Raw genomic sequence first — 12,497 nt, forward strand, 5'->3', positions numbered from 1 at the left:
GTCCGCATCAACCTCGTCGGCGACGTGAGCCGCCATCTGCACCAGGCCGCCGCACAGCGGTAGGTCGAGCGAGCTGCTGGGTGCCCGGAGCGGACGGGGATCGGCGGCGGGGCGCGAGCGCCGGCGGCACGGCGCGCGTGCCACCGGCGCCTACTATGCCGCTTCGGACACAGCCGCTTGATGCACGGCTGCCTCATGCTTTTCGGTCTGCTCGGGCGAGGCGCTGGTCTGGGTGGTGGAACTCGCCGGGGACTCGTACGTGCCATGGGGGCGGGTAGGCATTCGCTGGGTGAAGCTGGAAGCGTGAGCATCCGTAGTGACCGGCCAGTGAGTACCGAGCAGATCCACGCGGCGCTGGCCGCTCTGGCGGCTGAGTCGGAGTCGGATCCGAAGAAGCGACCCGAGAGGCCGCGGGAAGAGGAGCGCCTTCAGCTACTGGGGAGTCTGCTGGCGAAGACGGAGCTGGAGATCACCGCTGCGACCCGTCTGACCGAGGAGGGGGAGATCGAAGACGTCCTTGAGACGTTGCTCGGTTGGTGGGAGCAGCTAGGAAGGAACCCCGACCTCGCGGTCAACGTCCTGACGAACCGGCTTCAGCGCACCGCGGTGCAGGTCTCCGAACCCGAGGCGGAGGAACTGCCCCCCGGCCGGGAGGCCGCCTTCGCCGCAGTCATGACAGCGGTGTACGCGCTCGGCGCCCAGCTGCACGCGGACCGTGGCGACGAGGAGGGGACTCGACGTGCTTTGAGCGGGGCGGAAGAAGCCCTGATCGACATCCTGCAAGGCATGCATGACCTGCGAGTGGCCATCGGTGACGCGGCCGGGCCGGTGAGCGAAGGCAACGGCTGACCCGCTGGGAACCCGGGGGTATGTTCGCGGAGCGGGTGATACCGTGCAGGTCGCCGGCCGCCGCTGTGATCGGCTCGCGCGGGTCGAGCAGCTCGTTCACCAGGGGACGGCCCCTGCCGTCCATCGCCGCGATCTGCACCGCCCAGGCCTGCGCGCCCAGACCGGTGGTCGAGACATCGGTCACCAGCAGCGACGGATCAGCCAGCACGGTGCGCGCCCAGCGGGCTATCTGCTGTCGCTGACGGGGGCAGGAAGCCGACCTGCACAGCACCCAGACCGCATCGTCCAGGCTGCGGCACTGTTCGCCTGTGGACTGCACGTGCCACAGGCCGTCGCCGTCCGGACGAGCGTGCACCGTGCCGAGATACTGCTCCTGCTGATGGACAATCCGGTCTTCCCGCTGGTTCCCAGGTGGTCGACGATCTCGGCCAGGGTGCGCAGCCGCACTCCGGGGCTGATGGTGCACCCTCGCTCGGCGAGCAGTGGCCGCACCTCGCCGATGGCACGGGTGACGGTGGCGCGGTCCACACCGAACCAGCAGGCCAGCACGTCATGAGTGACAGCATGGCGCAGATGCACGAGCGTGGCCAGGAGCCGGTCGACGAACACCAGTCGGTGCTTCGCGCCCGCGCCCACAGCCCGCTTCCGCGGCCTGGACGCGAGCTTGGGCTGGTGTCGCTCGTGCCACAATGGCCCTACCTCAGCGACGAGTTCAGTGATCACGCCAGCCGACAGGCCAGTGATCCTCCGATCGCTGATGATCACTGCACGAGACGTGTTCCCCACCACACGACCATGATCGACGATCGAAAACTCGACGCCTCACCGCCTACCGTGCACGAGCTCGTAAGGGCCGTTTGGTGATGCCCGAAACGCGTCGATCTGCTCCATGACCGCCTTGCGGGAGGTGCCGGATCCCCCGGGGCCGGGGTGCATCGGGTAGAAGAGCTTGGTGGCGAGCACGATGTCCTCGCGGCGCGCATGCTTCTTGATCGCGCGCCCGACGATCTCCTCCGAGCTGCCGAAACTGTAAACGTTGCCGGTGTCCCAGAAGGTGATGCCCAGTTCGACGGCCTGCCGGAAGATCGGCATCGATTCCTCTTCGCTGAGCGCCCATTTCAGACTGTTCGGACCCTCCCCGAACGTCATGCAGCCGAGCGAGAGACGACTGACGACAAGTCCTGAGGTGCCAAGTCGTGTGTACTTCATAGCGGGAGCGAATACTCCGGTCGATGGATGCGGAATGTTGTGAGAGTGCTCGTCTTTTCGTCTCCGTTTCTCATCGGCCACGTTGCCGCCCCTGCCCGCGCCCATGGGGCCCTCGGGCCACGTCGCCTTCACCCGACTGCTTGACGAACACGGCATGGGCGACGACGCCGAGTGCGATCGACGCGAGGGTGACGATGCCCAGCGGCAGGACGGCTCGGGCGCCGCCGAGGCCGACGAGCGGTGCGGCGACTCCGCCGAGCCCGAAGCGGGCGCAGCCGAGTGCCGAGGACGCGGTGCCGGCGAGTTCCGGGTAGTCGGCCAGGGCGAGCGATGTGGTCGGGGGTGCGGCGAACGCGACGCCGGAGGCGAGGACGAACAGGGAGACGAGCACGACGGGCAGGGGCAGGTTCCACAGTCCGGTCGCGAGGAGACCGAGGGAGCCGACGGCGGTCATGGCCAGGCCGATGACGAGCGCGGCGCGTTCGGACCATCGTTCGGCGGTACGACCGCCGATGTAACCGAAGACCATGAACCCGGCCGAGTTCGCACCGAATGCGATGGAGTACCCCTGCGGGGAGAGCCCGTAGGTGTCTTGGAGGATGTAGGTCGCCCCGGAGAGGTAGGCGAACAGGGCGGCGTAGGTCAGACCGGCGATGAGCACCGATCCGACGAAGAGGCGATCGGAGAACAGGCGGCGGAAGTCGCGGCCGGTCTGCTTCATGCCGCCGCTGGTGCGTTGAGCGCCGGGGAGCGTCTCGCGGAAGATGACCAGGGTGGCGACCAGCAGCAGCACTCCGATGACGGCGAGGAAGAGGAAGGTGCCGCGCCAGTCGGTGAGGCGGGCGAGTTGCCCTCCCAGGACGGGGCCGACGATCGCGGCGAGGCCGCCGAGGACGGTCAGCCGCCCGTAGTAGCGGATCAGGGCACCGCCTTCATAGACGTCCCGGCCGGCTGCCTGCGCGATGACGATCCCCACCGCGCCCGCCAGCCCCTGCACGAGCCGGGCGATCACCAACGTCGCGAGGCTCGGACTGATCGCGCACAGCACGGACGCGGCGATGTAGGCGGAGATGCCTATGAGCAGCGGTGGGCGGCGTCCGAACCGGTCCGACAGCGGCCCTGCGATGATCTGCCCGGCAGCGAGTCCGATCAGGCAGGCGGTCAGGGTGAACTGCGCCGCGGAGGTGGCCGCGCCGAGATCGCTCGTCAGCGAGGGCAGGACCGGCAGGTAGAGGTCCATCGAGACGGGGCCGAACACGGTGAGCAGCATCAGCAGCGTGGACAGTGCCGGACCGACGCGCCGTGTGGGGCTTGTGGCCGATGGGTGACCGGTGGGAAGTGTCGCCTGCTCGTTCACGCGAGGGTCTCCACGGTGGCGTCGCGTCCTTGGAGCCGGTCGATTTCCAGCCGGTCGAATTCATCGAGCGAGGAGTCGACGCTCCCGGATGCGAGAGCGTCCTCGGTGTACTGGTGCATCGTGTCCTCGTTGGTGGTGGCCGTTGCGGTGGCGGGGCGCAGTAGCGCGGTCGCGGAGCGTCGGGCGTGCTTCTCGGCGACGCGGTACCCGGCCGGTGCCCGTCCTGTCGCCGCGCTCGCCGGACTACCAGGCGTACGCTTCGGGGGCTTCGCCTCCAGGGCCCGGCCAGATCGCGTCGAGCGCGTGGAGCGTCTCGGGCGCCAGGGTCAGGTGCGAGGCTCGCAGTGATTCGGTCAGCTGCTCGGGGGTGCGCGGCCCGACGATGGCGGTGGCAACTGCCGGATTGTGCAGGAGCCAGGCCAGGGCGACGTCCGCGGGCCGCTCGCCGAGGTCCGCGCACAGGGCTTCGTACTTCTCGAGCTGCGGCCGGTACTTCTCGACGGTGGCTGTGAAGTCGGAAGACGAGCGTCGGCCGCCGGCGGCCTTGTGCAGGGCGCCGCCGAGAAGGCCGCCGCCCAGCGGGCTCCACGGGATCAGGCCGAGGCCGTAGTGACGCAGGGCGGGAATCAGTTCGAGTTCGATGGTGCGGGCGTTGAGGTTGTACAGGCTCTGCTCGGACACGAGGCCCAGGAAGTGCCGCTTGCCGGCTTCCTGCTGGGCGGTGGCGATGTGCCAGCCGGCGAAGTTGCTGCTGCCGACGTAGGTGACCTTGCCCTCGCGGACGAGTTGCTCCATGGCCTGCCAGATCTCCTCCCACGGGGTTGAGCGGTCGATGTGGTGCATCTGGTACAGGTCGAGGTGGTCGGTCTTCAGCCGCCGGAGGCTGGCCTCAGCGGCCCGGCGGATCTTGTAGGCCGACAGGTACTTGTCGTTCGGGCCGGTGCCCATGGGCTGGTAGAGCTTGGTTGCCAGCACGACCTGGTCGCGTCGGCCGCCGCCCTGGTCCAGCCAGCGGCCGATGATCTCCTCGGAGAGGCCGTAGCCCTGCGTCATGTCGGGTGACTGCGGCCCGCCGTACACGTCGGCCGTGTCCATGAAGTTGATGCCTTCCTCGACGGCCCGGTCGAGAAGGGCGAAGCTGGTGGGCTCGTCGGTGACCCAGCCGAAGTTCATGGTTCCCAGGCCGAGCTTGCTGACCTTCAGACCGGTCCGGCCGAGGTGGTTGTACGTCATCGTCATGGGTCGTGCGTCCAATCCAGTAGGGCAGTACGCCGGGTATCTGCACCGAGCGGAGAACACGGCAGTCTCAACGTGCCGTGGAGCGCCGGGCCGAGACGCCTCGGAGCGGATCCCGGAGGAACGGTCCTCGGCCGTGCGGGCGCCGAGCATGTGCAGCCGGCGGACGCGGTCGGGGCTTCCGTGAAGGGTTCCCCCGAGCGAGCGTCGACCGGCCACGGTCGCCTCGCGCCGCGTTCTGTGCGACGGCCGGCTCAGGGCGTGAGGAGTGCCTTGATGGCGCGCCGTTCGTCCATGGCCCGGTAGGCGTCGGCAACCTGTGCGAGCGGCAGGGTGAGGTCGAAGACCTTGCCGGGGTTGATGCGGCCGGTGAGCACCCGGTCGACCAGGTCGGGCAGGAACGCTCGGACGGGGGCGGGGCCGCCGCGCAGGCCGACGTGGGAGTAGAACAGTTCGGTGCCGTCGATCGCCACGCCGTGAGGGACGCCGACGAAGCCGACGTTGCCGCCGGGACGCGTCGAGCGCAGCGCCTGCTGCATGGACTCGGCCGTGCCCACGCACTCCAGCACCCGGTCGGCGCCGATCCCGGCGGTCATCTCCTTGATGCGGGCGATGCCGTCCTCGCCGCGCTCGGCGACGACGTCGGTGGCTCCGAACTCGCGGGCCAGCTTCTGCCGGGCCTCGTGCCGCGACATCGCGATGATCCGCTCCGCGCCCAGTTCCTTGGCAGCGATGACCGCGCACAGGCCGACCGCGCCGTCACCGACCACCGCAACCGTGTCGCCGGAGCGCACTTCGGCGGCGACGGCCGCGTACCAGCCGGTGCCCATCACGTCGGAGCAGGCGAGCAGGCTGGGAATGTGCTCCGCGGCCGGCTGGTCGGGCGTAGCGACCAGGGTGCCGTCCGCGAGGGGGATGCGGATCTTCTCGGCCTGGCAGCCGCCCGCGCCGACGAATTCACGGTGCAGGCAGTTGGTCTGGTAGCCGTTGCGGCAGTTGGCGCAGGTGTTGTCGGAGGCGAAGAAGGAGCCGATGACGAACTGACCCGGTGTCAGCGTCTTCACGTCGCTGCCGACGTCCTCGACGAAACCGACGTACTCGTGGCCGAACGGGGTGGGCTGCTCGACCGGGTTGATGCCGCGGTAGTCCCACAGGTCCGAGCCACACACGCAGGTCGCGGCGGTACGGATGACCGCATCGGTCGGCTCGATGATCTTCGGGTCGGTGCGCTCCTCGAAGCGCACGTCTCCGGGAGCGTGGAGAACGGCTCCGCGCATGATGGTGCTCCTTACGGGATGGTCTTGTTCGTGCCGGGCCTCAGTGGCGGGTCCTGGTGCGCGGGCCGGCGTACTCGTCGTCGCCGACGTGCTGGAGCCAGTCGACCTCGTCGGTCTCCCACAGCACGATGTGCGTCATGAAGTGGTCCGGAGCCGCGCCGTGCCAGTGCTCCCCCGGCGGTGTCCGATCACGTCGCCCGGACGGGCTTCGAGGATCCCGCCGCCGCGGGACTGGATCAGGGCGATGCCCTCCACGATGTAGAGAGTCCGGCCCAGGCCGTGGCTGTGCCAGGCGGTCCGGGCACCGGGAGTGAAGCTCACCGCGTTCGCGCGGGCGCGGGAGGGTGTCTCGCCGCGATAGATGACGTCCGCCCACGCATCGCCGGTGAACCACTGGGCGGGCGGCTTCATCGTCGGCTGCTTGCTCAACAGTTACATGGGGTGGTGCTTCCTGGCCGCAGGTCGCCTGGTCAGGCGGTGGCCTGCTCGTCGGCGATCTGCTTGAGCAGGCTGATGGCGGTCATGGCGTTGGGCCATCCGGCGTAGAAGGCGAGGTGCGTGATCGCCTCGGACAGCTCCTCCACGCTCAGCCTGTTCTCCAGGGCCACGCGCAGGTGGTATCGGAGCTGCTCGCCGCGGTAGAGCGCGGCCAGCACGCTCACGGTCACCAGGCTGCGGTCCCGCGGGGAAAGCCCGGGCCGCTCCCAGACGTCGCCGAAGAGCACCTCATTGGTGACCTCGACGAGCTTGGGCGCGATAACGGCCAACTCCTGGGGTGCGGACTGCTTCGCCATGGGGCGACTCCTTCACTCGCGAACGTCGTGGAACCGGGCACAGCCCGCCCCGGCGGTCCGAAGCCGTGCCTCCGGGGCCCCGCCGGGAGCCGCCACAGCGGCCACTACCGAGGAAAGCGCAGGCCACGCGCGGGTGGAAGGTACGGCTGTACCAGGTACTGACAGAACCCCCCTCATCCGCGGCTCCCGCCTAGCCTGGAGGGCGTGAGTACCGAGAGCGACATCCGCGACTTCCTGGCCTCTCGCCGCGCCAAGGTCACCCCGCAGCAGGCGGGGCTGCCCGCCTACGGCGGCAACCGGCGCGTGCCCGGGCTGCGCCGCGAGGAAGTCGCGATGCTCGCCGGCGTCAGCGTCGACTACTACGTCCGCCTGGAGCGCGGCCACCTCGCCGGAGCCTCCGAAGAAGTCCTCGACGCGGTCGCGGGCGCCCTGCATCTGGACGAGGCCGAACGCGCCCACCTCTACGACCTGGCCCGCGCCGTCGCCAGACGCCCCGCCCGCCGTGCCAAACGCACCCGTGGCCCGCTTCCGGACAGCGTCCTGCGCGTCCTTCACGCCATGACCGACTCCCCGGCCCTCATCCGCAACGGCCGCCTCGACATCCTCGCCGTCAACCCCCTCGGCCGCGCTCTGTACTCTCCGCTGTACGTCGACGACGCTCCGCGGCCGGTCAACGTCGCCCGCTTTCAGTTCCTGAACCCGCACGGCCGGGACTTCTTTCCCCGACTGGGAGCAGTCCGTGAACACGACCGTCTCCCTGCTGCGCACCGAGGCCGGACGGGCTCCCGGCGACAGCGACCTGACCGGGCTCATCGGCGAGCTCGTCACCCGCAGCGAGGAGTTCCGCACCGCCTGGGCCAAGCACAACGTGCGCCTGCACCACACCGGCCGCAAAGCCTTCCGCCATCCGGTCGTCGGCGAGATCACCCTCGACTTCGACGCCATGGAGCTGCCCGCACAACCCGGCCTGACGCTGACCGCGTACAGCGCCGCTCCGGACACCCCGGCGCACGACGCACTGCAACTGCTGGCCGCCTGGGCCGCCACCACAGACGCCTCCGCGGACCCGGACCGCACAGCCAATCGCTGAGCGGTACCCCTGGCTGTGGAAGTTCGCCGTCGATCGTGCGGGGGTCTACGACCCCGGACCGGAGGCGTCAGCGTCCCGGATCGGTGTCCGCGGCGAATCGTGATCGGACGCAACGCCGGCCGACTGGCGTAGAACGCCATGGCGGCCACTCTGGTGGCGGATGTCGGCCGCGTCCCGGGCCGCGTGCGCGAAGTGGGCGAGAAGGATCCTCAGCCGGTCGTCGGCGTCGGCTGGGGCGACGGGTGCGTGCGAGGTGGCAGCCCAGGGGGCCAGGAGCCTGGGTGCTTCCTCGGACGGTGTGCCGGGCCCGGCGCTGTAGACGGTGATGGGCAGACCGGTGTCCGCGGGACCGGGCAGCGCCAGGGCTTCGTGGACCAGTTCCAGGTCGCCCACGACCGGATGCCGGAACCGTTTGACGCCTTCGTCGTAGACGTGCACGTCGTGCGCACCCCCACATCTTACGGAAGACGTGAGGGCGAGGTGGCGGCGGGCTTCGGCAAGCAGGTGCCGGCGGTGGAAGTGGCCGCCGCTGTTCATCACGAACACTGTCGCGGTGACGTCGACGGCCGCCAGGGCGACGTCGACCACGGCGGCGGCGACACGGGCGGATCGCCGTAGCCGCGGCACGGGCGTGCTCGAGGAGGGAGTTGATGATGTCGATGGCCACCTTGGAGGTGCGGATCGCGCTCGTCTTCCACTCCTTGCGCAGCTGCGTGAGAGGACGGGCCTTCTGCTTGGGCGGGCGCGTCATCTTCGCGGCGATCCCGTTCAGTTCGGCGCGGGCCCGCTCGGAGGTGACGGGCAATAACTTCGGCTCGCCGTCGTCGTCGACGGCGGTGACGTACTCGTGCTCCAGCTCGGCCAGGCTGGCGGCGATCTGGTCGCTGGGCCGGGCGGTCCAGCGGATCAGCCCGTGCGGCACCCCGGCGCTCTCCATCATGGGCCGGCGCCCCGGGGTGACGGTGCGCGGCTCGGTCGCCAGGTCCAGCGCCTCGCAGACCTCAGCGGCCACGATCTCGTTGTGGAGCGCGGAGGCGGCCACGGCGTTCTCGTGCAGGGCCGTGGTAGCAACCCATCATGCCGGGGTCGGGTCCGGACTCGCCGGTTCGCGTGGCGAAGTGGCGGCGAGCGACGACTTATGCACGGCGAAGACCGCGTCGCAGCGGTCCCGGACGGTGGCGTCGTGGGTGGCGAGCACCACCGCGCATCCAGCTCGACTCAGATCGCGAAGGATATCGATGACGGCTGTGGTGTTGGCATCATCGAGGGCGCCGGTGGGCTCGTCCGCCAGCACAAGCGTCGGCCGCTGCACCATGAGGCGGGCCAAGGCCACGCGCTGTTGTTCGCCCCCGCTCAGATGGTGGATCCGCTCCCTGCCTCGACCCGCCAGGCCCACGCGATTCAGGGCATCGGTGATGCTCGGTCCGTCGCTGTCCGCTGCTCTTCGCCGTGGTTTGATGGCTACTTCCAGGTTCTCTTCCACGGTCGCGTTCTCGATCAGGGCATAGTGCTGGAACAGGTAACCGAGGCTGTCACGTCGGAATCGGCGGGTCTCCCCCTTGCTGAGTCGCGTGATGTCTCTTGCCTTGTATCGAATCGCCCCTGCGGTCGGTTTTTCGAGCAGTCCGAGGCAGTTGAGCAGGGTGGATTTGCCTGCTCCACTGGGGCCGATGAGTGCGAGCATCTCACCCTGGCGGACGGTGAAGTTGACGTTGCGCCACAAGACCCGTGACCCGAATACCTTGGACAGGTTCTCGACCTCGATCACACTCTTCTCCGGCTTGGTGGAGGGGTTTTCTGCGCTTGCGGGGTTCATGCGACGGTCGCTCCTTCCTTCACTATCCGACGATGAAAGAACGCAAGAGCGAGTATTACGGCTCCGAACTCGACCACGACCAGGGACGTGATGAGGCTGACGTCCAGTGCGGTGAGGTGATTGGGCTGGAAAGGAGCGGGCGCACCAGCGGCAGCAAGGTTTTTCAACTCCTGCCCCTGTCGCCACGCCTGGAAAGGTACCCGGGTGGCAAATATTGCCGCTATGGCCACCTCCACGGCAAGGAGGAATCGATGCGTGGCCACGTATCTCCAGCCGCTAATATGCCGCGCAAATATGATTTGTGCATTTTTGCGAGAGTAGATGATGCAGAGACCAACACCGGCAATGACGAGGATAACGGCAGTAATGATGAGATTGAACACTTGTAGCCGCAGTTCACTGACCGATTTCCTGAGATCCAGCGCGCTTTTCTGACCGACGGGACTTATCCCGTTTATGTAGCTCTGCAGCCCATTCACCTTGATGCCGTTCAGCACGTCAGCCCGGTTGGGGAATATCACCCCCGCCTGAGTGGCGTAGGTGGTGTAGGCGTCGTCGGTGAGGAATTTCGAACCGTTGGGTACGGCGATAATCACCGGATCGAGCAACATGGATCTGTCCTCGTCGGGTCCATGAGCCGAGTTGTAGACGTAGGCGCCGGTGTTGTACCCGAAGAGATGCTGTCCCGATGCGCTCTCCAAGACGTCAAGCGGGATGTCTCTATCCTGCTGTGGATCGATAATTCTGGAAGCCGCCTTCGTGATAGCCGCTTCATGCTGGGTCATGGAGTTGGGGATGATGACTCGCACGGGAGGCGATTCCGGCGCATTTGTACGGTTGGCTTGAGAGGTGTAGCGGCGACCTGTTGGAGTCTTTACCGGTTGCTCTTCGAGGTACGTGTCATTGACGATGAGGAACTCGCCGGGTGGTAGATGAGCACCAGGGGTCGATATCTGGAGGTCCCTGCGGCCGGCGAGGACGACCTCGCCTCGTTGGTCGGCTTGACGCAGCCATGGTCCCACGTGCTCGTCCAGTTGTTCTGTATGCATGGCGAAGGCACCACTGAGGCGGATCGAGACCGCGTTGCCCACCGCCTCGTAGACCTTCTGGTTCTCCTGGCGCATCAGCACACTTCGGCCCGCGACGGTGACGTCGGTGGCGATGCTGAGCACAAGTAGAAGCGCGGGGACGCGAACGAGATAGACGCTGATGGACGCGGCCCTTGCGGGCAACTCGCCCTTCAGGGCCGGCAGCATGTCGACCCTGTAGGTCAGCGCGAGCACAGCCGCGTGGGCCACGAGCACCAGAACAACGAGGATCCCCGCGGCCACCGCGGCCACCTCGGCGAACAGCCCGAACCAGGCGAAGCCGTTGTAGAGGCCGAGGGAGACAACTGTTGCCACTGCCACGGTGCCGGCCGCCGCGAGCCAGAAGACCGCCAGCTGCCGCAGGTCACGCAGGAGGATGCCAACGAAGGACATGCCCTGCATCCGCAGGACCCCGTACCCCTTGGCATTGAGCAATACGCTTGCGCCGGTTATCGTCACGGCCGCGAGGGCAACTACGCAGAAGGCTTGGAATAGCGGGTCGCCCGAGTACTGGTCGCTCAGTTCGGCATACGACAAGGGGTGAGTGACGCTCGTGGCAAGACCGAGATGACCGAACTCAGCCACCAGCGCATCGACGGCCTCGGATGTGCCGAAGACGTAGTACGGGCCCCGGGGATCCAACGATCCGACCTCAGACATCGGGTGTACTCGTGTCGCATAGTCCGCACTGAACTCTGGATATCCGTCGTCCAGCCATCCCGCCGTAAGGGACGTTCCACTGCCGGGAGCCAGATACAGATGCCGTAGCCCGTCGGGATTCTTCAGATCAGGAACCTCGCGGGCTACCGCGGTTGTCGCTCGGTCGAGAAGGTTTCGATGGCCTGGACAACTTGGTACCCGTTTTTCGACCCGTCGGAGTCGATGACTTCGACCAGGGCTGCGTTTCCCAGTACTCCGGTCTCGTCCAGACCGCGCACGAACAGAAAGGCCAACACGGCGGCGAAGGCCAGGACCGCGGCGTGGACGAATCTTGTCCCTCGATGCAGCATCTGATGTCGATCCAGTCAGTCAATGAGAGGGCAGTTGCGGGGGCGGGCGTCGCCCGCCCCCGCAACTGGGTGGGTCAGCAGCTCGGGTCGTAGTAGTACGAGATGCCGCCGCCGTTCTTCGTGCCAGAGGCGAGGGACCATTCACCCGCCGCAGTGCAGCCGCTCTTGAAGGTTTGGCTGCCGATCTTCACCGACGACGCGTGCTTGCTCGTCGGGTGCTTGAAGTTGGACCACGCCGTATTGGCACCCTCGTCGTAGCTCCACTTCCCGCCGGCGACGTCGACGGTCGTGGCGAGTGCCGGGGTCGCCGCAGCGAGAATGAGGGCCGCGGACGCAAAAGCGGCCTTGACCACGTTTTTCTTGTGCATGGTGAACCACCTCTCGTTGTGAGTGTTGCGCGGGCTTGCTGTGAACAGTTCAAAACCTTTATCGAAGGGTGATCGCTGCGAAACCGTCTGATCGTTGATGGGTGGGTGATTGGCTGGAACCTACTGGATCATGAGGTGAGGTTGGCGCGAATGGCAGGGGAGGAGGTGAATTCGGACAGTGGCGTGATGTGAGGGGTTGTGGTGGCGGTAGGAGCAGGTGAGTTGCGGTGTGGGCCAGGACTCTTCGCTAGGGTGCTAAGATCCACGGCCGGTAGGTAACTCCTGGCGGCCGGCCCTCATCGATCACCGCCTCGGGAGCCCTTCTTCATGCCGAAGTTAGCCTCGATCTTTCTTGACGGTCCGCCGACGGAGTCGGCGGACCGTTTCGCTTTCGGTGGCTGAT

General features: G+C 67.4%; 13 protein-coding genes and 2 pseudogenes. 2 read left to right on the forward strand and 13 right to left on the reverse strand.

What is annotated here, in order from left to right:
• Positions 1 to 303: 303 nt before the first annotated feature.
• Positions 304 to 849, forward strand: a complete 546-nt coding sequence (locus IE294_RS45075; protein WP_189895140.1) for a hypothetical protein — start codon at positions 304 to 306, stop codon at positions 847 to 849.
• 225 nt (positions 850 to 1,074) lie between these two features.
• Here IE294_RS45075 and IE294_RS49535 read toward each other — a convergent pair whose 3' ends face one another.
• The 8 genes from IE294_RS49535 to IE294_RS45110 all read right to left on the reverse strand — a co-directional run bounded on the left by IE294_RS49535 (position 1,075) and on the right by IE294_RS45110 (position 6,722).
• Entirely contained in the window at positions 1,075 to 1,638 is a 564-nt protein-coding gene (locus tag IE294_RS49535; RefSeq protein ID WP_306433552.1) for a helix-turn-helix domain-containing protein, read from the reverse strand.
• Between the two features lie 33 nt (positions 1,639 to 1,671).
• Positions 1,672 to 2,058, reverse strand: coding sequence for an aldo/keto reductase (locus IE294_RS45085; protein WP_189895141.1), 387 nt, complete (start codon positions 2,056 to 2,058; stop codon positions 1,672 to 1,674).
• Positions 2,059 to 2,128: 70 nt separating this feature from the next.
• Positions 2,129 to 3,415, reverse strand: a complete 1,287-nt coding sequence (locus IE294_RS45090) for a multidrug effflux MFS transporter (RefSeq protein WP_229918128.1) — start codon at positions 3,413 to 3,415, stop codon at positions 2,129 to 2,131.
• Positions 3,412 to 3,534 carry a hypothetical protein gene (locus IE294_RS49260; protein ID WP_268252874.1) on the reverse strand — a complete coding sequence of 41 codons (123 nt, stop codon included), beginning with the start codon at positions 3,532 to 3,534 and terminating at the stop codon, positions 3,412 to 3,414. The genes IE294_RS45090 and IE294_RS49260 overlap by 4 nt, the downstream gene beginning before the upstream one ends.
• Before the next feature lie 124 nt (positions 3,535 to 3,658).
• The gene (locus IE294_RS45095) at positions 3,659 to 4,648 is read right to left on the reverse strand and encodes an aldo/keto reductase (protein ID WP_189895147.1); all 990 of its coding nucleotides are present in this window, start codon (positions 4,646 to 4,648) and stop codon (positions 3,659 to 3,661) included.
• 257 nt (positions 4,649 to 4,905) lie between these two features.
• Entirely contained in the window at positions 4,906 to 5,928 is a 1,023-nt protein-coding gene (locus tag IE294_RS45100; protein WP_189895142.1) for a zinc-dependent alcohol dehydrogenase family protein, read from the reverse strand.
• 135 nt (positions 5,929 to 6,063) lie between these two features.
• Complete coding sequence (locus tag IE294_RS45105) at positions 6,064 to 6,357, reverse strand: cupin domain-containing protein (RefSeq protein WP_373315960.1); 294 nt, start codon at positions 6,355 to 6,357, stop codon at positions 6,064 to 6,066.
• A 41-nt stretch (positions 6,358 to 6,398) separates the two neighbouring features.
• The gene (locus tag IE294_RS45110; protein WP_189895143.1) at positions 6,399 to 6,722 is read right to left on the reverse strand and encodes a carboxymuconolactone decarboxylase family protein; all 324 of its coding nucleotides are present in this window, start codon (positions 6,720 to 6,722) and stop codon (positions 6,399 to 6,401) included.
• A gap of 204 nt (positions 6,723 to 6,926) precedes the next feature.
• Here IE294_RS45110 and IE294_RS45115 point away from each other — a divergent pair.
• Positions 6,927 to 7,812: pseudogene (locus IE294_RS45115) on the forward strand (helix-turn-helix domain-containing protein).
• Between the two features lie 45 nt (positions 7,813 to 7,857).
• Here the strand turns inward: IE294_RS45115 and IE294_RS45120 are convergent.
• From IE294_RS45120 to IE294_RS45140, 5 genes and pseudogenes are all read right to left on the reverse strand, one after another.
• On the reverse strand, positions 7,858 to 8,400 hold the full coding sequence (locus tag IE294_RS45120; protein ID WP_229918130.1) for an MmyB family transcriptional regulator: 543 nt from the start codon (positions 8,398 to 8,400) through the stop codon (positions 7,858 to 7,860).
• Between the two features lie 106 nt (positions 8,401 to 8,506).
• Positions 8,507 to 8,869: pseudogene (locus IE294_RS50030) on the reverse strand (relaxase domain-containing protein); the annotation flags it as partial.
• An 18-nt stretch (positions 8,870 to 8,887) separates the two neighbouring features.
• A complete protein-coding gene (locus IE294_RS45130; RefSeq protein WP_229918131.1) occupies positions 8,888 to 9,628 on the reverse strand; it encodes an ABC transporter ATP-binding protein in 741 nt (246 codons plus the stop codon).
• Positions 9,625 to 11,376: a bacteriocin-associated integral membrane family protein gene (locus tag IE294_RS45135; RefSeq protein ID WP_189895144.1), complete on the reverse strand. Its 1,752-nt coding sequence runs from the start codon at positions 11,374 to 11,376 to the stop codon at positions 9,625 to 9,627. The genes IE294_RS45130 and IE294_RS45135 overlap by 4 nt, the downstream gene beginning before the upstream one ends.
• A gap of 424 nt (positions 11,377 to 11,800) precedes the next feature.
• Positions 11,801 to 12,094, reverse strand: a complete 294-nt coding sequence (locus IE294_RS45140) for a lactococcin 972 family bacteriocin (RefSeq protein ID WP_189895145.1) — start codon at positions 12,092 to 12,094, stop codon at positions 11,801 to 11,803.
• Positions 12,095 to 12,497 lie beyond the last annotated feature (403 nt).

This window comes from Streptomyces canarius, assembly GCF_014650735.1.
Lineage (GTDB): Bacteria > Actinomycetota > Actinomycetes > Streptomycetales > Streptomycetaceae > Streptomyces > Streptomyces olivaceoviridis.